The sequence below is a fragment of the Microbacterium sp. genome, assembly GCF_047606685.1.
GTDB lineage: Bacteria > Actinomycetota > Actinomycetes > Actinomycetales > Microbacteriaceae > Microbacterium.
The window spans coordinates 1-24,022 of sequence record NZ_JASGEC010000005.1 but is presented as its reverse complement, the minus strand read 5'-3'; the positions used below and the strand labels follow the sequence as shown (position 1 = coordinate 24,022).

Annotated in this window: 20 protein-coding genes; 11 read left to right on the top strand and 9 right to left on the bottom strand. The window is 71.6% G+C overall.

The window, feature by feature from the left end; translation table 11 throughout:
* Positions 1-78: 78 nt before the first annotated feature.
* On the bottom strand, positions 79-1,578 hold the full coding sequence (locus tag QM611_RS00645; RefSeq protein ID WP_415077952.1) for a DHA2 family efflux MFS transporter permease subunit: 1,500 nt from the start codon (positions 1,576-1,578) through the stop codon (positions 79-81).
* A gap of 108 nt (positions 1,579-1,686) precedes the next feature.
* Here QM611_RS00645 and QM611_RS00640 point away from each other — a divergent pair, with 108 nt between their 5' ends.
* The 3 genes from QM611_RS00640 (at position 1,687) to purS (ending at position 4,407) form a co-directional block, all read left to right on the top strand.
* The gene (locus QM611_RS00640; RefSeq protein WP_415077951.1) at positions 1,687-2,631 is read left to right on the top strand and encodes a phosphoribosylaminoimidazolesuccinocarboxamide synthase; all 945 of its coding nucleotides are present in this window, start codon (positions 1,687-1,689) and stop codon (positions 2,629-2,631) included.
* Positions 2,632-2,769: 138 nt separating this feature from the next.
* On the top strand, positions 2,770-4,062 hold the full coding sequence (locus tag QM611_RS00635) for an oligosaccharide MFS transporter (protein WP_415077950.1): 1,293 nt from the start codon (positions 2,770-2,772) through the stop codon (positions 4,060-4,062).
* 96 nt (positions 4,063-4,158) lie between these two features.
* Positions 4,159-4,407, top strand: coding sequence for a phosphoribosylformylglycinamidine synthase subunit PurS (purS, locus tag QM611_RS00630; RefSeq protein WP_415077949.1), 249 nt, complete (start codon positions 4,159-4,161; stop codon positions 4,405-4,407).
* A 180-nt stretch (positions 4,408-4,587) separates the two neighbouring features.
* Here purS and QM611_RS00625 read toward each other — a convergent pair whose 3' ends face one another.
* The gene (locus QM611_RS00625; protein WP_415077948.1) at positions 4,588-5,490 is read right to left on the bottom strand and encodes a CHAD domain-containing protein; all 903 of its coding nucleotides are present in this window, start codon (positions 5,488-5,490) and stop codon (positions 4,588-4,590) included.
* 90 nt (positions 5,491-5,580) lie between these two features.
* Between QM611_RS00625 and purQ the strand changes: the two genes are divergently transcribed.
* On the top strand, positions 5,581-6,288 hold the full coding sequence (purQ, locus tag QM611_RS00620; RefSeq protein ID WP_415077946.1) for a phosphoribosylformylglycinamidine synthase subunit PurQ: 708 nt from the start codon (positions 5,581-5,583) through the stop codon (positions 6,286-6,288).
* Positions 6,289-6,315: 27 nt separating this feature from the next.
* On the opposite strand, the gene QM611_RS00615 is transcribed toward purQ, so the two are convergent.
* Positions 6,316-6,747: a DUF1761 domain-containing protein gene (locus QM611_RS00615; RefSeq protein ID WP_415077945.1), complete on the bottom strand. Its 432-nt coding sequence runs from the start codon at positions 6,745-6,747 to the stop codon at positions 6,316-6,318.
* A 424-nt stretch (positions 6,748-7,171) separates the two neighbouring features.
* Here QM611_RS00615 and QM611_RS00610 point away from each other — a divergent pair, with 424 nt between their 5' ends.
* Entirely contained in the window at positions 7,172-8,128 is a 957-nt protein-coding gene (locus QM611_RS00610) for a 2-hydroxyacid dehydrogenase (RefSeq protein WP_415077944.1), read from the top strand.
* On the opposite strand, the gene QM611_RS00605 is transcribed toward QM611_RS00610, so the two are convergent.
* The 5 genes from QM611_RS00605 to allB are packed head-to-tail and all read right to left on the bottom strand — an operon-like array spanning position 8,105 to position 14,909.
* A complete protein-coding gene (locus QM611_RS00605; RefSeq protein WP_415077963.1) occupies positions 8,105-9,346 on the bottom strand; it encodes a Zn-dependent hydrolase in 1,242 nt (413 codons plus the stop codon). The genes QM611_RS00610 and QM611_RS00605 overlap by 24 nt on opposite strands.
* Before the next feature lie 56 nt (positions 9,347-9,402).
* Positions 9,403-10,635, bottom strand: a complete 1,233-nt coding sequence (locus QM611_RS00600; RefSeq protein WP_415077943.1) for a pyridoxal-phosphate-dependent aminotransferase family protein — start codon at positions 10,633-10,635, stop codon at positions 9,403-9,405.
* On the bottom strand, positions 10,632-12,227 hold the full coding sequence (locus tag QM611_RS00595) for an AtzH-like domain-containing protein (protein ID WP_415077942.1): 1,596 nt from the start codon (positions 12,225-12,227) through the stop codon (positions 10,632-10,634). Before QM611_RS00595 ends, QM611_RS00600 begins: the two co-directional genes overlap by 4 nt.
* A complete protein-coding gene (locus QM611_RS00590) occupies positions 12,220-13,500 on the bottom strand; it encodes an acetamidase/formamidase family protein (RefSeq protein ID WP_415077941.1) in 1,281 nt (426 codons plus the stop codon). The genes QM611_RS00595 and QM611_RS00590 overlap by 8 nt, the downstream gene beginning before the upstream one ends.
* Positions 13,497-14,909, bottom strand: coding sequence for an allantoinase AllB (gene allB, locus QM611_RS00585; protein ID WP_415077940.1), 1,413 nt, complete (start codon positions 14,907-14,909; stop codon positions 13,497-13,499). Before allB ends, QM611_RS00590 begins: the two co-directional genes overlap by 4 nt.
* 111 nt (positions 14,910-15,020) lie before the next feature.
* On the opposite strand from allB, the gene uraD reads away from it, so the two are divergent.
* Both uraD and uraH read left to right on the top strand, forming a co-directional pair.
* The gene (uraD, locus tag QM611_RS00580) at positions 15,021-15,536 is read left to right on the top strand and encodes a 2-oxo-4-hydroxy-4-carboxy-5-ureidoimidazoline decarboxylase (protein WP_415077939.1); all 516 of its coding nucleotides are present in this window, start codon (positions 15,021-15,023) and stop codon (positions 15,534-15,536) included.
* Complete coding sequence (gene uraH, locus QM611_RS00575; protein ID WP_415077938.1) at positions 15,533-15,856, top strand: hydroxyisourate hydrolase; 324 nt, start codon at positions 15,533-15,535, stop codon at positions 15,854-15,856. The genes uraD and uraH overlap by 4 nt, the downstream gene beginning before the upstream one ends.
* Positions 15,857-15,999: 143 nt before the next feature.
* On the opposite strand, the gene QM611_RS00570 is transcribed toward uraH, so the two are convergent.
* Positions 16,000-16,638, bottom strand: a complete 639-nt coding sequence (locus tag QM611_RS00570; RefSeq protein ID WP_415077937.1) for a helix-turn-helix domain-containing protein — start codon at positions 16,636-16,638, stop codon at positions 16,000-16,002.
* Positions 16,639-16,811: 173 nt separating this feature from the next.
* Between QM611_RS00570 and pucL the strand changes: the two genes are divergently transcribed.
* The 4 genes from pucL (at position 16,812) to QM611_RS00550 (ending at position 22,733) form a co-directional block, all read left to right on the top strand.
* Complete coding sequence (pucL, locus tag QM611_RS00565) at positions 16,812-17,729, top strand: factor-independent urate hydroxylase (protein ID WP_415077935.1); 918 nt, start codon at positions 16,812-16,814, stop codon at positions 17,727-17,729.
* Between the two features lie 52 nt (positions 17,730-17,781).
* Complete coding sequence (locus QM611_RS00560; protein ID WP_415077933.1) at positions 17,782-19,308, top strand: nucleobase:cation symporter-2 family protein; 1,527 nt, start codon at positions 17,782-17,784, stop codon at positions 19,306-19,308.
* 86 nt (positions 19,309-19,394) lie between these two features.
* Positions 19,395-20,609 carry an amidohydrolase gene (locus tag QM611_RS00555; protein ID WP_415077932.1) on the top strand — a complete coding sequence of 405 codons (1,215 nt, stop codon included), beginning with the start codon at positions 19,395-19,397 and terminating at the stop codon, positions 20,607-20,609.
* 45 nt (positions 20,610-20,654) lie between these two features.
* Entirely contained in the window at positions 20,655-22,733 is a 2,079-nt protein-coding gene (locus tag QM611_RS00550) for an APC family permease (protein ID WP_415077931.1), read from the top strand.
* Positions 22,734-24,022 lie beyond the last annotated feature (1,289 nt).

Here is a 24,022-nt window from a genome sequence, read left to right as displayed (position 1 = left end):
CGCCACATAGCCTGATCTGGACAAACGCGTCTCGGCGGGTTTCCGCCCCAAGGCGGCCGGACTCGATGCCGCGCGCCCTCACCGAGCCGCGCGCGGGCGGCGCAGGAACAGCACCGCGACCACGCCGACCAGCAGCACACACGCGGGCAGCAGCACGGCCTGGGCCATCGCGGCCGAGAAGCCGTCGACGACGAACGACGGCAGCGTGCCCTCGCCGAATCCGCCGCTGCTCTGTTCGGCGCCGGGCAGGTTCGCCTCGAGCCGCCCTTGCATGAACGCGGCGATCGCCGCCGAGCCGATCACCGAGCCGATCGTGCGGGTCGTGTTGTAGACGCCCGCTCCGGCCCCGGCCTGCCGCGGGCCGAGATTGCGGGTCGCGGTGGTCGCGAGCGGCCCCCACATACCAGCGTTGCCGATGCCCATGAGGGCGGACGGCAGCAGGAACATCCACACCGGGGTGTCGGGGCGCATGAGCATCGAGTACCAGAACAGGGCGAGGGATGTCAGCAGCAGACCGGGCACCAGCAGGAACCGCGGGTCGACCCGGTCGAGCAGGCGGCCGGCCGGCGTCGCGAGCGCGCCCGACAGCACCGCCATCGGCGCCATGAGCAGCGCGGCCTGCGTCGGCGTGAGGCCGGCCGCGAGCTGGATGAAGAACATGAGCGGCAGGCTCATGCTGGTCACGGTGAACCCGACCGTGGCGATCGCGAGGTTCGACACCGAGAAGTTGCGGTCGCGGAACAGCTCCAGCGGCACGAGCGGTTCGCCCTCGGCGCGAGACTGCGCCCACACGAACACGCCCAGCACCACCACGCCCGCGACGATCAGCCCCCACACCGAGACCGGCCCCCAGATCGCGCCCCAGTCGTGCTTCTCGCCCTCCTGCAGCCCGAAGACGATGAGGAAGAGGGCGAGGGCGCTGAGGAAGACGCCGAGGATGTCGAACCGGTGCGGATGCGTGGGCAGCGCCGGAACCAGCATCCAGGCCAACACGAAGCCGATGACGCCGACGGGGAGGTTCACGAAGAAGATCCACTCCCAGCCGAGCGCGTCGACGAGCAGGCCGCCGGCCAGCGGGCCGACGAGGGTCGCAACGCCCGCGGTCGCCCCCCACAGGCCCATCGCCGCTCCGCGCCGGTCGGGCGGGAAGGTGCGCGTGATGACGGCCATCGTCTGGGGCGTCATCAGCGATGCGCCCAGGCCCTGCACGGCGCGCATCGCGATGAGCGCGCCGAGCGATGTCGACAGGCCGCACCCCAGCGAGGCGAGCGTGAACACCGAGAGCCCGATCAAGTAGATGTTCTTGGGGCCGAAGCGATCGCCGAGGCGTCCGGTGATCAGCAGCGGCACCGCGTACGCGAGCAAGTACGCGGAGGTCACCCACACCACGTTGTCGAGGTTGTTCGTGTCGGGGTCGAGCGCCGCCTTGATAGCGGGGTTCGCGACCGAGACGATCGTGGTGTCGACGAGGATCATGAAGAACCCGATGACGAGCGCCCACAGCCCCGGCCACGGGTTGAGGCCGCCGTGGTGGGCTCCGGTGGCCGCGTGCGCGGTCGGGGTCGACGAGTCGGTCATTGGCGTGCTGCCCTTCGTTGTGCGGGATGCGACGCCGCGCGCGCAGATGCCCGGACTGGACTCTACGCCTGCCGCGGCGAGGCGGGACGCGTCTGGAATGATGGGCGGGTGGCATCCCCCCTCGACCTCCCCGGCTGGCAGCACGTCTACTCGGGGAAGGTGCGCGACTTGTATCGCCCTTCGACAAGCTCAGGGACCGGGGGCCCAGGCTCAGGGACCGGGGGCCCAGGCTCAGGGACCGGGGGCCCAGGCTCAGGAACCGGAGGGGCTGGCGCGATGCTGGTGGTCGCGAGCGACCGGGTCAGCGCGTTCGACCACGTGCTCTCCCCCGGCATCCCGGGCAAAGGCGAGCTGCTGACGACGCTCAGCCTGTGGTGGTTCGACCAGCTGGCCGACATCCCGAACCACCTCACCGGCGCCGCGCCCCCCGCCGAGGCCGCGGGGCGCGCGATGGTGGTGCGCGAGCTCGACATGCTGCCGATCGAATGCGTCGTGCGCGGCTATCTCACCGGGTCGGGCTGGGTCGAGTACCGTGCGAGCGGCGCCGTGTGCGGCATCCCTCTTCCTCCTGGCCTGGGCAACGGCGACCGCCTGCCCGAGCCGATCTTCACCCCCGCCCACAAGGCGCCGCTGGGCGAGCACGACGAGAACATCTCGTTCGAGCGGGCCGTCGAGCTCGTCGGGGCGGAGCGCGCGGCCGAGCTGCGCGACCGGTCGCTCGAGGTCTACCGGCGCGCGGCGCGGATCGCCGAGGAGCGCGGGCTGATCCTGGCCGACACGAAGTTCGAGTTCGGAACGGATGCCGCAGGCACGCTGCGCCTGGCCGACGAAGTGCTCACGAGCGACTCGTCGCGGTACTGGGATGCCGCGGCATGGGCGGGCGGCGAGACCCCCGACGAGCGCATGGCGAGCTTCGACAAGCAGATCGTGCGCGACTGGCTCGCCGCCCATTGGAACAAGCAGGGCACGCCGCCCGAGCTGCCCGCCGAGATCGTCGCGCAGACCGCGGCGCGCTATCGCGAACTGCTCGAGCGCCTCGCCGGCCGCGTCTGAGCCTGCGCCGCGGAACCGGCGCGAGCGTCGCCGGTTCCGAGCTGACCACGACGACGACGCGGCTTGCGATCTTGTCGGGACTATTGATAGCCTCTCTAGCGCTAAAAGGATTCAGCAACGACCAAAGGGGGTCGCCGCATGGCGTCATTCTTCAAGAACGGTGCCTACTGGCAGAGTTCGACCACGCTCTTCGTCTTCTTCGCGTCATGGGGCATCTGGTGGTCGTTCTTCTCGACCTGGCTGGACAAGACCCTCGGCCTCAGCGGCGGCGAGATCGGCCTGATCTACTCGGTGAACTCGATCACCTCGATCGTGGTGCTGCTGTTCTACGGCATGACGCAAGACCGCCTCGTGCTGCGCCGCCACCTCGTCATCACGGCATCCATCGTGATGGCGTGCCTCGCGCCGTTCGCCATCCTCCTCTACGAGCCGCTGCTGAAGAACGCGTTCGTGCTGGGCCTCGTCGTCGGGTCGATCTACCTGCCGTTCGGGTACACCTCGGCCGTGGGCCTGATGGAGGCATTCTCGGAGAGGTTGAGCCGCACCTACGGGTTCGCCTACGGCAGCGCTCGCGGCTGGGGATCGCTCGGCTACGCCGTCGCCGCGCTGTTCACCGGCTTCATCTTCACGATCAACCCGCACATCAACTTCTACATCGGATCAGCACTGGGCATCGTCAGCCTGCTGATCCAGGTCTTCTGGAAGACCGACAAGGTGCCGCTCGCACCGGGTCACAGCGAGCACCCGGCGGCGCCGACGTTGCGCGAGATCGCGTCGGTGTTGAAGTTCAAGCACCTGTGGGTCATCATCGGCTTCGTCATCTTCAGCTGGACCTTCTACAACCTCTACGACAACCAGATGTTCCCGAACTTCTACCGAGGGCTCTTCCCCAACGAGGACATCGGCCTGCACACCTACGGCATCCTGAACTCGGCGCAGGTCTTCCTCGAAGGCTTCTGCATGATGCTGGTCCCGCTCCTCATGCGCAAAGTCGGCGTGCGGAACATCCTGCTCATGGGCGTCACGGTGATGGCGTTCCGCATCTTCGGGTCGGCCATCTTCACCGATCCGGTGGTCGTCTCCGCCGTCAAGATGCTGCACGCCATCGAGGTGCCGCTGTTCGTGCTCGGCATCTTCCGCTACCTCACCCTGCACTTCCCGTCGGCGCTTTCCGCCACGCTGTACATGGTGGGCTTCGAGATCGCCGCGCAGCTGGGCAGCGCCCTGTTCTCGACGCCCTTCGGCTACATCCGCGACGCGCTCGGCTTCCAGCCCACCTTCCTCGTGATCGCGGGGGTCGTCATCTGTGCGGGTGTCTGGGCGTTCTTCATGCTCAAGAAGGACGACCAGGACGTCAAGGGCGATCCATTCGTCCGCGACGGGCGTTCCGGGGTGACGCACGTGGTCAAGACGATCTCGCGGCCGGAGTAGCCGGCGTCGGCCGCCTGACGAAGGTTCGCCGCGTGTCGGGGAGTTGACGCGCCTAGACTGGAGCGAACCCCTGCCCGCGACATCCGGAGCCCGCGAATGCCCACCATCGTCGTCGACGTCATGCCCAAGGCCGAGCTGCTGGACCCGCAGGGGAAGGCCGTCGCCGGCGCGTTCGCGCGCCTGGGCGTCGAGGGCTTCAGCGGCGTGCGCATCGGCAAGCGGTTCGAGCTCGCCGTCGAGGGCGAGGTGACCGACGAGGTGCTCGCCACCGCGCGGCAGGTGGCCGACGACATCCTGTCGAACTCGGTGATCGAGGATGTCGTCGGGATCGACGTCGTCGACTGAGCACCGGTCGATGAGCGACGCTCGTTGAGCGAGCGAAGCGAGACGAAACGCGGCTGGTGCCGCACGAAGGCTCGGTGCGTTTCGTCTCGGCCCTGCGGGCCTCGCTCAACGACCTGGGTCTCGGCCTTGCGGGCCTCGCCCCACGACCGAGCCTCGCTCAACGACCGGGGCGTGCCGTCGTCAGACGCGGGCGAGCGCGGCAGCCGCCGACTTCAGATCCGCCACGGCGGGCCGCAGCCCCTTGATGGTGCGCGCGGCCTGCGCCCGGGCGCGCTTCTCGATGCGGGCGAGCGCCTTCGCGTCGTCGGCTTCGCACGCCTCGATGTGGTGCGCGAACAGCACGGCGTCGCGATGGTCGCCGAGCACATCCTGCACGGCCTTGGCGGCGAGCGCCAGCTTCTCCGCCCGGCGGCGGGCACGGGGGCGAAACGCCTCGGCCTCGACGGCGGCCTCGGCCGCGTACCTCACCCGGCGGGCGAGCTTGCGCAGCCGGTGCAGCTCGTCCAGCGCGGAATCGGGGTCGCGCCGGATCATCCGCAGCTCGCGGCGCGACGGCGCACGGTCCACCGCCTCGCGAGCGGACCCGACGAGCAGGTCGCCGACGGTGTTCGTCGCCGGCAGGTCGGCCAACAGGCCGAGGTCGGGAGCGTCGCCAAACAGCTCGAACTCGCGCAGCGTCTGCTCGTGCTCCTGCGAGCGAATCCGGGCGAGAAGGTCGTCGTGCCCGCGGCGATACGCCTCCTGCGCAGGCTCGACGACGGCCGGACGCAACGCGTCGGCCACCGCGCTCGGCAGCTGCGCGAGCATCAGGTCGCCATCCCGCGCCCGCACCTCGGCGTCGCGCACTTCGCCGAGCGCGTCGCCCCACACCTTGAGCCGCTTCCGCCACGCCGTCGCGGACGACCGGTCGAGCACGTCGCGGTACTCCTTCAGGATGCTGCGCAGCCGGCGCACCACGGTGCGCGTCTGGTGCACGGCGTCGAACTCGTCGCGCCGCAGCGGTCCTTCCGAGGTTCGCAGCGAGATCGCGAGAGCCCGCAGCATCCCGGTCACCGCCTCGCCCGCCGTCTCACGCTCCGCCATGCACCGAGCGTAGCGACCCCGGCCGCGGCGTGTCTCCCCGCCCGCGCGCCGTAGCATGGAACAGCCCACTCAACCCACCGGAGGCCGCCCGTGACCACCCGCATTGGGGTCATCACCTTTCCCGGCTCGCTCGACGACGGCGACGCGCGCCGCGCCATCCGGCTCGCCGGGGCCGAGCCCGTCGCGCTGTGGCACGGCTCGCACGACCTCGACGGCGTCGACGCGCTCGTGCTGCCGGGCGGATTCAGCTACGGCGACTACCTGCGCGCGGGCGCGATCGCCGCGCTCGCGCCGATCATGGCCGAGGTGCGGGATGCCGCGGGCAAGGGGATGCCGGTGCTCGGCATCTGCAACGGCTTCCAGATGCTCGTCGAGTCCGAGCTGCTGCCGGGCGGGCTCATCCGCAACGCACACCAGCAGTTCATCCGCCGCGACCAGCGGCTGCGCGTCGAGAACGCGTCCACCGCGTGGACCAGCGACTTCGCGGCAGGGCAGGAGATCGTCATCCCGCTGAAGAACGCCGACGGCGGCTACATCGCGTCGGAGGCGCAGCTCGACCGCCTCGAGGGCGAGGGCCTGGTCGCATTCCGCTACCTGGGCGTCAACCCGAACGGATCGCTGCGCGACATCGCCGGCATCACGAACGAGCGCGGCAACGTCGTGGGGCTCATGCCGCATCCCGAGCACGCCACCGAGCCGGGCTTCGGGCCCGACACCCCCGCGGCGATGCGGTCGGGCGAAGACGGCCTGCCGTTCTTCACGTCGGCGGTCGCCGCCGTGGTCGCAGCCGCCGCCTGAGCGTCTTGCGCAAGTGCCGGCGCGCCGTCAGACGGTGCCGGCCGGCGGCCAGACGCCGATGATCACCGCCATCGCGAGCACTGTGACGAGCTCGTGCGCGATGGTCATGACGGTCAGCCCCGTGGGCCGGCCCTCGAAGATGTCGTGCACGATGATGCGGCCGGCGGTGAAGCCTGCCCACATCGTCACGGCGGTCACGAGCGCCGACGTGAGGAAGGCGCCGCCGTAGAAATGCCACGCGATCGTCACGGCGCCGGCGAGCACCCACGCCAGCAGGAACGACAGCACGATCGAGACGAGGATCGGCAGCCACGCGGCGAGATGGGTGTCGGCCAGCGTCACCTTCGCGAGCTTCATCCAGCGGTCGCCGAACACCTTCGGGGTGTACCAGACCGACCCGACCACCATGCTCGCCACCGTGCACAGCAGCACGGCCCAGTAGTTGATCTCGGGAATCATCGCGGCCTCCTCGTTGGCTTCGAGGCTACCCGCCGCTCCCAAACCCACAATCCCCGCCGACACCCACCATCCCCGCCGAGACCCACCATCCGCACCCAAACCCACGCCGCCGCGCGGGGTCTCAGCGCGAGAGCGAGGTCTCGACGCGGATGGTGGGTCTCGGCGCGCAAAGCGGGTCTCGCGCATGATGCCCCTCGCCGCATCGAGACCCACCATCCGCGTCCAAACCCACGCCGCCGCGCGGGGTTTCAGCGCGAGAGGCGGGTCTCGGCGCGAGAGGCGGGTCTCGACGCGCGGGCCGGGTCTCGACACGAGAGCGGGGTCTCGGCGCGCGAAGCGAGGCTCGGCACGGTCGGTCACCGCGTTCGTCGCTGCGGCTACCGCGCGGCGCCCGGAACGGCCCGCAGGGAGGTAGCGTCGAACGGTGGCTGCCGACATCCCGAAGCTCATCGTTTCCGTGCCGACCCAGCAACTCGCCGACGACCTCGCCCCTGTGCCCGACGGCGTCGAGGTGCTGGTGTGGGACATGACCGGCCCCGCCCCGCGTGACGCGATCGACATCGTCGTGCCGCCGTACATGAACACCGGCGCGGCGCTCGCCCGGCTCGACGGCGTGCGCGCCCGGCTCGTGCAGGGCCAGTCGATCGGCTACGAGGAGATTCCCGCGACGCTGCCGGCAGGCAACGCGTACGCCAACGCGGCGAGTGTGCACGAGGCATCCACCGCCGAGCTCGCGGTCGCGCTGGCGCTGGCCGCGCAGCGGCGGCTGCCCGCGTTCGCGCGCGCGCAAGAGCGCGGCGAATGGATGCCGGGATTCGCGCCGAGCCTCGCCGACCGCCGCGTGCTCGTGCTCGGCCATGGCGGCGTCGGCAAGGCGGTCGCGGCCCGGCTCGCGCCGTTCGAGGTCGAGCTCACGCACGTCGCCAGCCACGCGCGCGACGAGGACGGCGTGCGCGTGCACGGCGTGGACGAGCTGCCCGAGCTGCTGCCGAGCGCCGAAATCGTCATCCTCACTTTGCCCGGCGGCGCCGCCACGAGGCACATCGTGGACGACGCGTTCTTGTCCGCCCTGCCCGACGGCGCGCTCGTCGTGAACGTCGGCCGCGGCCCGCTCATCGACACGGAGGCTCTCGTCGACCACGTGCGGCGCGGGCGCATTCGCGCGGCGCTGGATGTCACCGACCCCGAGCCGCTGCCGCCCGGCCACCCGCTGTGGGCGCTGCCCGGCGTGCTGGTCTCGCCGCACGTGGGCGGCGACTCCAGCGCGATGCGCCCGCGGATCGCGCGTCTCGTGCGCGCGCAGATCGAGCGGATGCTGCGCGGCGAGCCGCCGCTGAACGTCGTCGTCGAGGCGTCGTCACCGGTCGGCGGCGAGCTGTAGCACGGCCTCGGCGAGAGCGCGGATGCCGAGCGCGACATCCGCCGCGCTCACCGCCTCGTCGGGGTGGTGGCTGATGCCGTCGGGGTTGCGCAGGAACAGCATCCCGACATCCGCGATCGCCCCGATCGCCATGCCGTCGTGGCCCGCGCGGCTGAAGATCGTCGCCGGCTCGTCGGCGCCGGGGGGCAGGGCCGACAGGATGCCTTCGCGCACGACGTCCTGCAAGAGCGGCGCGCAGAACACGGCGGGCGCCCGGTGCACCTCCCGCGCCTGCCAGCGCAGCCCGCGGCGGCCCATGATGCCATCCAGCTCGCGCTCGATGCCGCGCCACACACGGTCGCGCTCGCCGTCGAACTCGCCGCGCAGGTCGAGGCTCAGCCGCGCCTCACCCGGGACGATATTGACCGCGCCGGGGAACGCCTCGAGCTGGCCCACCGTGCCGATGACGTGGTGCTCGGCGCGGCAGACGCGCTCGATCGCGAGCGCCGCCTCGCTCGCGCCCAGCAGCGCGTCGCGGCGGCGGTCGTACGGTGTGCCGCCGGCGTGGCTCGCCTCGCCCTCCACGATCAGCTGGAACCGGCGGGCGCTGGCGATCGACGAGACCACGGCGAGCGGCTCGCCGCGGTCGTCGAGCTCGGGCCCCTGCTCGATGTGCGCCTCCAGGTAGCCGACAAGCTCGCCGGGGCGGCGCGCCGCCTCGCCGATGCGGCCGGGGTCGAGGCCGAAGTCGAGGAAGGCCTCGCGCAGGGTCGTCCCGTCGGCGTCCTGCAGCGACCACCACGTGTCGTCCCACGCGCCGGCCAGCGCCGACGAGCCCAGCAGCGCCTTGCCGAAGCGCGTGCCCTCCTCGTCGGAGAAGGCGACCACTTCGAGCGCGAACGGCAGGCGCACCCGGGGGCGATTGCCGGCATCTCCCGGCACGCGCAGCATGCGCACCACCTCGAGCGCCATCAGCACCCCGACGATGCCATCGAAACGCCCCGCGTCGAGCACCGTGTCCAGGTGCGAGCCGAGCAGGAGCGCGGGCGCCTCGCCGGCGAAGTCGGAGTCGATCCGGCCCACCTGGTTGCCCGCCGCGTCTTGCCACGCCACCATGCCGGCCTCGCGCATCCACTCCGCCGCGAGGCGGTTGACGCGCGCGTGCTCGGGCGAGAGGTAGACCCGCTCGATCGTGCCCGGCGTCGCCGTGACGCGGGCAAGCTCGTCGCACCGGGCCATCACCCGGCGCGCGGCTGTCGCGACCAGGCCGTGATCTGCCTGGAGGAGGCGGGATGTCACTCGCGCGCCCCGCGGTACACGTCGGACGCCGCCTCGACGCCGCCGCCCGCGGCGACCGGCGCGCCGAAGCGGCGCAGCACGGCCTCGAGCCCGGCGAGCGTCGTCAGCACCGCGTCCTCGCGCGCGTTGTAGCCCATCGTGCCGATGCGCCAGACGCGCCCGTGCAGCGGGCCGAACGACGTGCCGATCTCGATGCCGAAGTCGTCCAGCAGCGCCGCGCGCGCGGCATCCCCCGGCACTGCGTCCGGGATCTCGACCGCGACGACGTTGCTCATCTTGTGGGCGACGTCGCCGAAGACCTCCAGGCCCAGCCCGCGCACGCCGGAGAGCATCGCGGCGCCGGCGAGGCGGTGCCGGGCGATGACCTGGTCGCGCCCCTCCTGCAGGACGAGCCGGGCGCACTCGCGCGCGGCGTACAGCATCGAGGTCGCCTCGGTGTGGTGGTTGAGCCGGCGCGGGCCCCAGTAGTCGAGGATCATGCCGAGATCGAAATAGTTCGAGCGCACGAAGTCGGATGCCGCGGGGTCGCCCTCCTCGCGGATGCCGGCCTCCACCCGGCCGCGGGAGCGGATCACCTCGACCGCCCGCTCGGACAGGGTGATCGGCGCCGAGCCGGACGGCCCGCCGAGGCACTTCTGCAGGCCGGCGGTCGCGGCATCCAGCCCCCACGCGTCGGCCTCGAAGTCGTTGCCGCCCAGCGACGCGGTCGCGTCGGAGTAGAACAGCACGCCGTGCTTCGCGCAGACCGCGCCGATCTCGTCCAGCGGCTGGTTCATGGTGGTCGAGGTGTCGCCCTGCACGAGCGCGAGCAGGCTCGGCCGCACGCGCTCGATCGCCGCCTCGATCGCCGACACCGGGAACACCTGCCCCCACTCGACCTCGATCGTGTGCACGTCGGCGAGCGCGCGCTCGGCGATCTCGGCGAGCAAGTGCCCGAATCGGCCGAACACGGGCACGAGCACGCGGTCGCCGGGGCGCACGAGCGAGACCAGCGCCGCCTCGATGCCGGCGCGCGACGTGCCGTCGACGAGCAGCGTCGCGTCGTTGCGCGTGGCCCACACCCCGCGGTACAGCTCTTGCGTCTCGGCCATCGCCGCGGTCATGAAGGGGTCGTACTGCCCCACCAGGGGCGCGGACATCGCGCGGAGCACGCTCGGGTAGGCCGAGATCGGCCCGGGCCCCATGAGCAGGCGCGGGGGCGGGTCGATCGGGCCGGGAACGGTGGTCATGCGAGGTCTCCTGGATCGGAAAGCGTGGAGTGGATGCGGCGCGCGAGGCGCACCAGCGCGATGTCGGTGCCCTCGCGCGACACGGCGCACACGCCGACCGGAGCGGGTCCGAGGGTGGAGGGGACGGTGAGCAGCGGCACGGTCGCCGCCGGGAGGCCCCCGATGGCGGCGGGCGCGGTCATGCGCAGCGTCGCGAGGCGCACGGCATCCACGTGCGCTCCCGAGCGCGTGCGCAACGGGGCCGGGCCGGGCACGGTCGGCAGCAGCAGCGCCGCGTCGCCGACGAGGTCGCGCAGACGCTCGCGCAGACGGCCCAGCTCTCGGCGGGCAGCGGTCTCGTCCTCGGCGGTGACCTTCGCGGCGTCCCGGAACCGCTGCGCGACCGCCGGGCCGACGGCATCCGGATGCGCTCGCACCCAGTCGCCGTTGTTGCGCCACGCCTCTGCGGCCTGGACGACACGGAACGGGGCGAGGTAGTCATCGAGCGGGCCGATCGCGATCGGCTCGACATCGGCGCCGTGCTGCGCGAGACGCGCCACGACGGCGTCGAACGCCCGGCGGGTGTCGGGCTCGGCCGCGTCGACGATCTCGGCAGGCACCCGGAATCGCCACGGCAGGTCCTCGCCGGACGCGCCGTACACGCGCTCGGTCGACTCGGAGCCGTCGTAGCTGAGGCACCAGTCGGCGACCCGCTGCAGGGTGTCGCCGTCGCGGGCGATCCAGCCGACGGTGTCGAACGACTGGGCAAGCGGCAGCATCCCCTGCCGGGGCACGAGCCCGTGGGTCGTGCGCAGCCCCCACAGCCCCTGGTACGACGCGGGCACCCGGATCGAGCCCGCGGTGTCGGTGGCGAGACCGATCGCGGCCTGGCCGGTGGCGACGGCGGAGGAGGGCCCGCTCGACGAGCCGCCGGGCAGGGCCCCGGGCAGCGCGCCGTTGGGGGGAGTGCCGTAGTGCGGGTTGTCGCCGGCGATGCTGTACGCGAACTCGTCGGTGCGGGCGATGCCGCGCAGCGACGCGCCGGCGCGGAGCAGGTCCGCCACGGCCGGGGCGGTCGTCGCCTCGGGGCGTGCGCTGTCGAGGAACGCGGGGTTGCCCGCGCCGATCCGGTATCCCTTGATGGCGAAGACATCTTTGACGGCGACCGTGAGGCCCGCGAGCGGCCCCTCCCACGCTCCCTGCCAGAGCGGGTCGCCGACGGTGCGCCACACCGAGCGGTCGAGCGCCTGCGCGCGGGGCGTGACGTGGGCGGCGGTGATGCGCCACACGCCGTCGAGCCGCTGCCACAACTGCGATTGCAGTCCGGTGCCGCCGCCGAGGTAGCGCGAGACGGAGACGACGAGCGCCGCGTCGTCGCCGAGCGGCCGGTGCTCGATGCGCTCGATCGCCCGCGCCGGCACCCCGCCGCGCGCGCCGCGGAACGCCGAGATAGCGTCGTGGCCGACGAGCAGGCCGGAGCCGTCGCCGCGCAGCGTGTCGGGTCCCGGCGCGAACGCGGCGTCGAGCGCGTCGAGGTCGTCAGCCATGATCGCCGCCTCATATGCCTCGAACGCCATACGAAGGTCGGCCGGCATGCCGGTCGGGTCAGTCATCCATCGCCCCCTCTGTCTGCGGCTCGGCGTCGGGCTCGGCGTCGGCCGGGGCCGCCTCGCGTTTCCCCAGATCAGGATATTCGGCGTGGTCAGGATGCTTCGGCGCAGATCGTCCTGACTGGGCGAAATCCCCTGATCTGGGCAACACGCCGGGGGCGGGAATGCCGGCGAAGTCCGCCTCGCGGATGCGCGCGTGCACCCCGCACACGATGTCGACGACCTGCGAGATGTCGAAGTCGGTTGCGGCGGACAGGTACGCGTACGCGAGGTGCTCCGCCATGCCGTACCGGGCCTGCAGCAGCGACAGCGCGGCGCGCACGCACGCGCGCATCGCGGCGCCCAGGTCGGGGTCGAGGCCGGTCGGCACGAGGTGCCCGTCGGCGCGCGCGAGCGGTCCGACGACGTCGCCGAACGCGGCGAGCGCCTCGGCGCGCGGCACGACGTCGAACCGCAGCGTCGCGCGGAGGGATGCCTCGAGCGCCGTGAGCGCGACCTCGCCGTCGCCCTGCGCGAAGTGCGGGTCGCCGACGTAGGCAAGCGCGCCGGCGACCTGCACCGGGAGGTAGAGCTCGGCGCCGGCGGTGAGCAGCTTGATGTCGATGTTGCCGCCGTGCGGCCCGGGCGGCACCGAGTGCGGGCGCTCGTCTCCGCGCACGGCCACTCCCATCGTGCCGAGGAACGGCGCGAGCGGGAACTCGACCGCGCGCGGCCCGCCGTCGACGAGCGGCAGCACGCCCACCAGGCCGTGCGGTCGGCGCTGCACCGGCGTGAACACGCTCACCGGGCCGGGATGGCGGGGCAGCTCGCCGGGGAGCGCGCCACGGCCGTGCCGGTTCGAGATGACACCGTACGGCACGCGCGGCTCGAGGGCGACGACGGTGATCCGCAGCAGGTCGCCGGGCGCCGCGCCGGCAACGCGGATCGGGCCCGTGACCACGTGCGGGCCGTCGCGCTCGGGGTAGCGGGAGAGCGCGGCGGCGATCTCGATCGCGTCGGAGAGCACGCCGTCCGGCGCCACGCCGTGCCCGCCGAAGTACGCGACCGGGTCTTTGCCCTGGTCTTCCAGGATGCCCTCGTGGCTCACGGTGTCGACCGTGACGGTGTCGCCCGGCGCGACCGTCAACACCGGCGCGTCGGCCGCGCACGGCAGCCGCCCCCACAGCACGGTGCGCGGCGTGGCCGGCAGGTAGTGGTCGCCGGGCACGGGTCCGGCGCCGGGCTGCAGGATGTCGAGCGCCGGCGCGAGCGAGCCGGCCTTCGCGGCAGCGCTCATCGCGCCGCCACCCGCGCCAGCTCCCGCGCCGCCACCGGGCCGCGGGCGACGAGCAGCTCTCCGCGTGCGGGCCCGCGGAACCGCGGCGCCTCGCCCGCACCGCCCTCGCTGACGTCGAACATCGACACGCCGCGCAGCCACGTGCGGCGCACACGGCCGGTGAGCAGCTTGCCGTCGTACGCCGTGATCGGGTTGCGGTGCAGCAGGTCCTTCGCGCGCACGAGCAGCGGGTCGTCGACGCCGAACACGGTGAGGTGCGCGGGCGCGCCGACGGCGAGCTCGCCCAGTCCGTCCAGCCCCGCCACGCGCGCCGGGCCCGTGGTGAACAGCGGAATGAGCCGTTCCAGCGGAATGCCGCGGCGGCGCGCCTCGGTCCACACCGCCGAGAGCCCGAGCTGCAGCCCGGAGATGCCGCCCCACGCCAGGCCGAAGTCGCCGTGCCCCGCGCGCTTGAGGTCGACGGTGCTCGGCGAGTGGTCGCTGACGATCGCGTCGATCGTGCCGTCGGCGACGGCGGCCCACAACCGGTCGCTGTTCGCGCCGTCGCGGATCGGCGGGCAGCACTTGAACTCGCCCGCGCCGTCCGGCACGTCCTCGGCGGCGAAGGTCAGGTAGTGCGGGCACGTCTCCACGGTGAGGGCGACGCCATCCTCCTTCGCCTGCCGGATCGCCGGCAGCGCGTCCGCGCTGCTCAGGTGCAGGATGTGCGCGCGCGCCCCGGTGCGCCGCGCCGCGGCGATAACAGCACCGATCGCCGACTGCTCGCTCGCCGGCGGGCGCGACGCGAGAAAGCCCGCGTACGCGCGCCCGAGCTCGCCGCCGCCGGTCAGCAGCTCGGGATCCTCGGCGTGCACGATCAGGCGCGAGCCGAGGGCGGCGACCTCCTCCATCGCCGCCTCCAGCTGCGCCTGGTCGAGGTGCCCGAACTCGTCGACGCCCGACGGCGCGAGGAAGCACTTGAACCCGAACACTCCGGCCTCGTGCAGAGGCCGGAGGCGGCCGAGGTTCTCGGGCACCGCCCCGCCCCAGAAGCCGACGTCGATGAACGCGGACGGCGCGGCGGCGCGGCGCTTGACCTCGAGGTTGTCCACCGTCGTCGTCGGGGGGATGGAGTTCAGCGGCATGTCCACGAGCGTGGTCACGCCGCCGGCGGCCGCGGCGAGGGTCGCGCTGCGGAAGCCCTCCCACTCCGTGCGGCCGGGCTCGTTGACGTGCACATGCGCGTCGACAAGCCCGGGCAGAAGCACCGCGTCGTCGGGCACTGTGACGACGCGGGTGCGCGCGGGCGTCGTGCGCGCGCCATCCAGGATGTCGACGACTCTCCCCGCCTCGATGACGACGACCGCGGGTCGGAAGGCCCCGCCGACGAAGGCCTGTCCGGCGCGGATGGCGAAACGCGAGCGGGGCATGATGTAAAGCTATTGCTTAAGCAGACGTGCTGGGTTTCCGGCCTGTAACGCCTTTGTGACCGTCGTTTCCGACAGTGGCGCGAGCCCGTCGACGCCCGTGAGGATGAACGCATGACAATGACTCTCGACGAGTTCAACGACGCGGATGCCGCCGACGCCGCCGCGACGGTCTCGGTCTGGGCGGCAGTGCCCACCTGGGTCGACGCCGTGGTCGGCGGCCGACCGTACCCCTCGGTCGCCGAGCTGGCGAATCGCGCCGCGGAGCTCGCCGCGTCGTGGGAAGCGGACGAGTTGGATGCCGCCCTCGCCCACCATCCGCGCATCGGCGAGCGGCCGGCCGGCAGTGGAGCGGAGGCCGCCGCGTCGCAGCGGGAGCAGGCATCCATGTCGTCCGCCGCGGGCGACGTCGTCGCGCGCCTGGCGGCGGGAAACGCCGCCTACGAGGAGCGCTTCGGGCGCGTGTTCCTCATCCGCGCGGCGGGCCGCACGCCGGAGGAGATGCTCGCCGAGCTCGAGCGCCGGCTGGCCAACGAACCGGACGCGGAGACTGTCGAGGCCACCACCCAACTGGCGGAGATTGCCGTGCTGCGTCTGCGCGGGACGATCGGACCGGAGGAGAACCGATGACGAAACATCTCACAACGCACGTTCTGGACGCGTCCACCGGGGCGCCCGCGGCGGGCGTCGCCGTCGCGCTGGCCACGGCAGCCGGCGAGGTGGTCGACAGCGGCACGACGGACGCCGACGGCCGACTCGCGCTCGGCCCCGACGTGCTCGACCCGGGCGAGTACGAGCTCGCGTTCGACACCGGCGCGTACTTCGCGGCCCGCGGCGTGCCCGCGTTCTACCCGCGTGTGGGCATCGCGTTCACGGTCGCCGACGCCCCGCACTACCACGTGCCGCTGCTGCTGAGCCCCTTCGCGTACTCGACCTACCGCGGCAGCTGACCCTCGTCGCGCGGCTCGCGCGAGCCGTCGGGGCCCGCTGGCCGGCGACGAAGGTGGCACGCGTGGCCGCATCAGGAGAAGGGATGCGGCGCAACCCGCCACCTTCGCGCGGACGGCGGGGACGAACGCGCCGGGCCGGGTGCTCAGGCCTCGGGGCGCCCGGGCTCGCGCGAGCCGCGCAGCGTCAACCAGATCGCGACGGCCGTCGTGTCGGCCGACGCGTTGACGACGCGGTGCGGCCGCGTGGCCCAGAACGACAGCGAGTCTCCGGGGCCGAGCTCGATCGTGCCCTCGGTGAACTCGAACGACAGCGTGCCGCTGACGACGCGCCCCGCCTCGTAGCCCTCGTGCACGAGCATCGCGCCGTCGACGCTGGACGAGGTCGACGGCGGGTAGACGGTCTCGAAGAGGTCGACGCCCTCCAATCGCACGGGGGTGAGCCGCCGGTACACGACGCCCTGCCCGAGCACCGTCTCCGACGCCGTTCCTGCGGTGGAGACGGCGACCCCCGGCAGCGGCTCGGATGCCGCGCCCGGGCCGAGATCCACGGGCCGCAGCACGTCGTGGTCGTCGAAGATGGCCGACACCGGCACATGCAGCACCGTGACGATCTCGATCAGCCGGTTCACGGACGGCTGCATCGCCCCCGTCTCGATCTGCGACAGCGCGCTGGAAGAGATGCCCACGGCCTCGGCGACGGTGCGCAGCGACGTGCCGGAGTCCATCCGCAACTGCCGCAGCCGGGCCCCGATCGCGGACGCGGGAACGGATCGATCGGTCACGCTGCCCTCCCTCTCCGTCGACAATGCCGGACGACTCAGTGTAAAAGGCGTCGTTCCCGGCATCCCGTAACAGACGAAACAGCACTTTAATCTCCCCGCAACCCCCGGGGAGGGCTTAAGGCATAGCTTCACAAAACAGCAACACCTCTGGAAACCGACACAGGAGCTGAATAATGACAGACGTAAGCGTCACGCTGGGAGCCAACAAGTACGGAAAGGCCGAGAACCGCGTCGTGCGCATCGTGCGCGACACCCCGCGGCACGAGATCATCGACCTCAACGTCACCTCGCAGTTGCGCGGCGCGGCCCTGGTGGACTCGTACCTGGCGGGCGACAACAGCCTGGTCGTGGCCACCGACACGCAGAAGAACACCGCGTTCGCCTTCGCGAAGGAGCACGGCATCCCCTCCCCCGAGGAGTACCTGCTCACCCTCGGCGAGCACTTCGTGTCGTCGTTCGAGTGGATCGAAGGCGGCGTGTGGCAGGCCGAGCAGTACGAGTGGGACCGCATCCTGGTCGACGGCGTCGGCCACGACCACTCCTTCGTGCGCAAGGGGCAGGGCACGCGCCTTGCGACCGTCACGAAGCAGGACGGGCAGACCCACGTCACGGGCGGGGTCAAAGACCTCACGGTCCTGAAGTCCACCGGCAGCGAGTTCGCCGGATTCCCCCGCGACAAGTACACCACCCTCGTTGAGACCAACGACCGCATCATGGCGACCTCGGTCACCGGCCGCTGGCGCTTCCTGCCCGAGGCGGTCGAGGCGGGCATCGACTACAACGGCCTGTACTCCGAGGTGTCCGCGATCCTGCTGTCGACCTTCGCGACGGTGCACTCGCTGGCGCTGCAGCAGACCCTCTTCGAGATGGGCAAGGCCGCGATCGCCGCCCGGCCCGAGATCGCCGAGGTCAAGTTCCAGATGCCGAACAAGCACCACTTCGTCTACGACCTGTCGCCGTTCGGCCTCGAGAACCCCAACGAGGTCTTCATCGCGGCCGACCGCCCGTACGGGCTCATCGAAGGCACCATCGTGCGCGACGGCGTGGAGCCGGCGCCGGACGCATGGGTCGACATCCCGACCTTCATCTGATCCCCCCACGCCCGCCGCCCCGGCGGCGGGCGCCTTCCTTCAAGGAGCTGAAATGCCTCGCACCACCAGCACCACCCCAAGTACCACCTCCGATTCGTCCAAGACTGGCCGCCCCGAGGACGCGCGCCTCGGCCTCGGCCCCACATTCGGGTACGGCATCCAACACATCCTCGCCATGTTCGGCGGCGTCATCGCCGTCCCGCTCATCGTGGGCGGCGCCGCGGGCCTGGAGGCCGCCGACAAGGCGCTGCTCGTGGCGTGCGGCCTGTTCGTGAGCGGCCTGGCCACCCTCCTGCAGACACTGGGAGTGCCCTACTTCGGCTCCCAGCTGCCGCTCGTGCAGGGCACGTCGTTCGCGGCCGTGTCGACGATCCTCGCCATCATCGGCGACGACGGCAAGGAGGGCATGCAGCACGTGTTCGGCGCGATCATCGCGGCGGCCGCGATCGGACTCGTGATCACCCCGTTCTTCGCGCGCGTCGTGAGGTTCTTCCCCGCCGTCGTGACCGGGTCGATCATCACCGTCATCGGACTGTCGCTGATGCCCGTCGCGGCGGGCTGGATCACCGGCCAAGCCACGATCACCGTCGACGGCCAGCTCGTCGAGAACCCGGACTTCGCATCGATCGAGAACATCGGGCTCGCGCTGTTCACCTTCCTCATCGTGATCGTGCTGAGCAAGATCCAGGTGCTCTCGCGCCTCGCGGTGCTGCTCGGCCTGGCAATCGGCACGATCGTCGCGCTTGCCCTGGGCAAGGTCGACGTCTCCACGGTCGGCGCCGCGGCTCCGTTCGCGTTCCCGCAGCCGCTGGCGTTCGGTGTGCCGCTGTTCGAGATCGGCGCGATCATCTCGATGCTGATCGTCGTGCTCGTCATCATGGTCGAGACCACGGCCGACATCCTCGCGGTCGGCGAAGTCGTCGGCACGAAGGTCGACGCGCGCCGCGTCGGCAACGGCCTGCGCGCCGACATGGGCGCGTCGCTCATCGCGCCGCTGTTCAACGCGTTCCCGGCGTCCGCGTTCGCGCAGAACGTGGGACTGGTCGCGCTGACCGGCATCAAGAGCCGCTTCGCGGTGGCCGCGGGCGGCATCGTCCTGGTGCTGCTCGGCCTGTCGCCGATGGCGTCCGCGGTGTTCAGCCTCATCCCCGGGCCCGTCCTCGGCGGCGCCGGCATCGTGCTGTTCGGCTCGGTGGCCGCCAGTGGCGTGCGCACGCTGTCGAAGGTCTCGTACCAGGGCAACAACAACCTCGTCATCGTGGCGGCCTCGCTCGCGTTCGGGTTGATCCCGGTCGTGTCGACGGACTTCTGGCACGCGTTCCCGACCTGGTTCGTGACGATCTTCCACTCGGGCATCAGCTCGGCGGCGATCGTGGCTGTGCTGCTGAACCTGTTCTTCAACGTGTTCCTGCCGGGCACGCCGGACGAGCCCGACAACCTCGCGGCCGCTCCGCCGCTGCAGGTGCAGCCGACGGAGATCGACGTGCTGCAGGAGGGCGGCGAGCTCACCGCCGAGTCCTACGAGCCGGACACGCGCACCGAGGGCACGCGCGCGAAGGATCCGCGCGGCGACCACTGAGCCGACCGGGCACCGAGCCGACCGGGCGGGCCAGCGTGCAGGGCGCTGCGCCCGCCCGGTTGTCGGGCGGGGCTAGGCTCGACGCCATGGCGCTTGACCTCGAGTCTCTCTACATCGACCTGCACAGGCATCCCGAACTCTCCTTCCAAGAGACCCGCACCGCCGGCGTCGTCACGGCGAAGCTCGCCGAGTTGGGCATCGAGTTCGAGGAGGGCATCGGGCGCACCGGCGTCGCCGCGGTCGTGCGCAACGGCGAGGGGCCGACCGTGTGGCTGCGCGCCGACATGGATGCCCTGCCCGTCCCCGAGCAGACCGGGCTGGCCTACGCGAGCACGGCCCGCGGGATCGACCCTGCCGGCAACGACGTGCCCGTGATGCACGCGTGCGGCCACGACATGCACGTGACCTGCCTGCTCGGCGCGCTGGAGCGGCTCGTCGACGAGAAAGACGCATGGTCGGGCACGATCGTGGCGGTGTTCCAGCCCGCCGAGGAGCACGGCGCGGGCGCGCAGGCGATGATCGCCGACGGCGTGCTCGAGCGGTTCCCGCGGCCCGACATCGTGCTCGGCCAGCACGTGACTCCGCTGCCGGCGGGCGTGTTCGGCGTGCGCGCGGGCACGCAGATGGCCGCGTCCGACGGCTTGACCGTGACCATGTTCGGCCGCGGCGGCCACGGCTCGCGCCCGCACGCCACGATCGACCCGATCGTCATGGCGGCGGCCACCGTCATGCGGCTGCAGACCGTCGTGTCGCGCGAAGTGGACCCGCGGGATGTCGCGGTGGTCACCGTGGGCTCGATCCACGCCGGCCTGAAGAACAACATCATCCCGGCCGAGGCCAAGCTCGAGCTGAGCCTGCGCTACCCCAACGACGAGGCCCGCGAGCGCGTGCTGGGCAAGGTCGAGCGCGTCGTGCGCGCCGAAGCCGAGGCATCCGGCGCGGAGGAGCCGCCCACGATCGTCACCGACCACACGCTGCCGCCGACGATCAACGACCCCGATTCGACCGCGCGGCTCGTGTCGGCGTTCGGGCGGGCGTTCGGCGAGGGGGCGGTGATCGACCCCGGCATGTTCACCGGCAGCGAGGATGTCTCGTGGTTCGCGCGCGAGTCGGGCGCCCCGCTCGTGTTCTGGTTCTGGGGCGGCGTCGACCCGACGGCGTACGCGGACGCCGTCGCCGCCGGCACGGTCGAGCGCGACATCCCGACCAACCACTCGCCGCTGTTCGCCCCGGTGGTCCATCCCACGCTCGAGCGGGGTGTCGAGGCCCTGGTCGTGGCCGCGCGCGAGTTCCTCGCGTAGGCCCATTGCGCGGCCACCCCGGCAGGCGTAATGTCGCCGGGCGTGATGAGCGAGAGTCCCGATCCGGGAGCCGCCGAAACCCCGACCGCCAAACGCATCCTGATCGGCCCGCCGCTGTCGTCCGAGCAGGCTGACGAGCACCTTCTGAGAAAGCGGATGGCGCTGCCCATCTTCGCCTCCGACGCCCTCTCGTCGGTCGCCTACGCGCCGCAAGAGCTGGTCATGATCCTGCTCGTCGGGGGCCTGGCGATGCTGTCGGTCAGCCCGTGGGTCGCCGGCGCGGTGGTCGTCGTGCTCGTGGTCGTCGTGCTCAGCTACCGGCAGCTGATCAAGGCGTACCCGTCGGGCGGCGGCGACTACGAGGTGGCGCGGGTGAACCTCGGCGAGATCCCCGGCGTCGTGGTGGCATCCGCGCTCCTGGTCGACTACGTGCTGACGGTCGCCGTGTCGGTCGCGTCCGGAATCGACAACGTCATCTCCGCGCTGCCGGAGCTGAACCCGTGGCGGGTCGAGCTCGCGGTCGGGTGCGTCGTGCTCATCATCCTGGTGAACCTGCGCGGGGTCCGCGAGGCGTCGGTGGCCTTCGCCATCCCGACGTATCTGTTCATCGGGTCGGTCGCGGTGATGATCGTCGTCGGCCTCGTGCGCGGGATGCTGGGAGACCCGCCCGTCGCCTCGAGCGCCGCGTACTCCGTCCCTGCCGAGGAGCTCTCGCAGGCGGCGCTGGTCCTGCTCGTGCTGCGCGCGTTCTCGAGCGGCTGCTCTGCCCTGACCGGCGTCGAGGCGGTGTCGAACGGCGTGCCGGCGTTCCGTCGGCCGAAGGTGCGCAACGCGCAGGCGACGCTCACCGCGATGGGCGGCATCGCCATCCTGCTGTTTTCCGGACTGACCCTGCTCGCCCTGCTGTCGGGCGTCCACTATGCCGAGAACCCGTGCGACCTGGTCGGCTTCGACTGCCGCGGCGCTGTGCAGCCGAGCCTCATGGCCCAAGTCGCCGCCGCCACCTTCGGGGCGGGCTCGGCGCCGTTCTTCGTGGTCCAGGCGGCGACCGCGTGCGTGCTGCTGCTCGCGGCGAACACGGCGTTCAACGGCTTCCCGCTGCTGGGGTCGGTGCTCGCTCACGACGGCTACGCGCCGAAGGCCCTCAGCACGCGCGGCGACCGCCTGGTGTACTCGAACGGCATGATCGTCCTGGGGGCGATCGCGACCGTGGTGCTGGTGGTCTACCAGGCCAAGCTCACGAACCTCATCCAGCTGTACATCATCGGCGTGTTCGTGTCGTTCTCGCTCGGGCAGGTCGGCATGATCCGGCACTGGCTCCGCGAACTGCGGCGGCTGCGCGGGCTGTCGCCGGTCACGCGCGCGAATCCGCCCGCGCGGCGCGACGTGCTCGAGGCGCGCAAGGGATTCGTCATCAACGCGGTGGGCGCGGCGCTGACCGTGCTCGTGCTCGCGGTCGTGACCGTGACGAAGTTCACGCACGGCGCGTGGCTGGTGTTCCTCGCGATCCCCGTGCTGTCGCTGCTCATGATCGGAGTGCACCGGTACTACCGCGACGTCGAGCACGAGATCCGCGCCGACGACGCGACCCACTTCGGCGCGGCGGGCGATGTCGCCTTGATCCTCGTGAACCGGCTGCAAAAGCCCGTGATCAAGGCGGTCGACTACGCGCTGGCCGCCCACCACGACACCACGATCGCCGTGCACGTCTCGGTCGCGAAGGACGACACAGCGGCGCTCGAAGAGGCGTGGAAAGAGCACGGGATGCCGGTGCCCCTCGTCATCATCGACTCGCCGTATCGCACGTACTCCGGGCCCGTGGCCGCGTTCATCGCGCGGTACCGCGCCGCGCACGGCCCGTCGATCGTGACCGTCTACCTGCCGCAGTACATCGTGGGCCACTGGTGGGAGAACCTGCTGCACAATCGGCGCGCACGCCGCCTCGCGCACCAGCTCATGCTCGTGCACGGGGTGTCGATCTCGCTCGTGCCGTGGCTGCTCGACTCCTCCGAGCTCGTGTACGGCCGCCGGTCGCGCCCGTACCCCGGGCAGCAACGCGCGGGGGAGCCGGTCGACGCGGGCCTCGCCCAGCGCATGGCGGAGAAGTCGAGCCTCGAGCGCTGACGCGGGAGGGATGCCTGTGCGGCGGCGCTGGGCTGCTGTCGCTCGTGCTTCGCGCTACAGAAACCCGCAGTCGCGCGTGTTTCCTGTCGGCGTGTGCTGCGTCGCGCGGCAGAAACCCGCAGTCGCGCGTGTGACTCGCACGCGCGACTGCGGGTTTCGATAGCGCGAGTGCTCGAGGGAGGCACGAGGCTCGAGTGTGGAACCTTCGGGCTCAGTGCTGAACGTCAAGCTGAGGCCTTCTCGATCTGGTAGACGCGTTGCTTGCTGATGCCAAGGACGCGACCAACGTCGGGCGCGCTGTAGTTCTCCCTCCGAAGCTCGCGCACAACCCGCCGACGCCGTGCGGCCGCCCGTGCTTGGGCTCGACGGGCCTCCTCCTCGTCTCGCTCAGCAGCAGCCCACTCATCGAGCGCGTGTTGTGGTCCGTGGACAGCGACGGTGACACTCACAGCCCCTCGAGGAACATCTAGCCACAGCGCCGCCACATCCTGCGCCTCGCGCTCGACCTCGGCAAGATTGCAGGCCTGGCCTCCGTCCCGAGCTCCGGGGAGCACATTTCCATGCGGATCAGAGACGACGTGGGGGTGGGATCATCCCCGCAGAGGCGGGGAGCACTCGACGTGGTACTGCACCCGTTTGACGCGGTGGGGATCATCCCCGCAGAGGCGGGGAGCACGAGTGGGTGCGGAGGTGACGTCCCGTGGAGTGGTGGAGATTCTGGCGGGGTCGCCGACGTCGTAGACGTTGGTGAGCCATCGTGCGATGGTCAGTGAGTACCGATCAAAGTCACTCACAGGAAGACACAAAGCACGATGGCTCTAGACCAGTCTGCCCTCCTCGAGCTCCTCGGGGAACTGAAACTCACCGATGTCAGCGACCGCATCCGGGTCGCGACCGAGACCCTGTTCCAGGAGCTGATCGACGCGGAAGCTGCCGCGTTCATCGGCGCCGCTCCCTACGAACGCACCACCGACCGAGTCGCGGTCCGCAACGGCAGCCGCCCGAAGACCGTGTCGACCACGGCCGGAGACCTGGAGCTGCGGATCCCGAAGCTGCGCTCCGGGTCGTTCTTCCCGTCATCGGCTGGGGATCATCCCCGCAGAGGCGGGGAGCACGTGCTCGGCCGCGCGCCGCTCGGCTGGGCCGCGGGATCATCCCCGCAGAGGCGGGGAGCACGCCCGAACCAAGCCCGCCGTCACGTCCCCGCGGGGATCATCCCCGCAGAGGCGGGGAGCACCGTGCGACAGTCGGGACCCTCGGGCCGGAGTGGGGATCATCCCCGCAGAGGC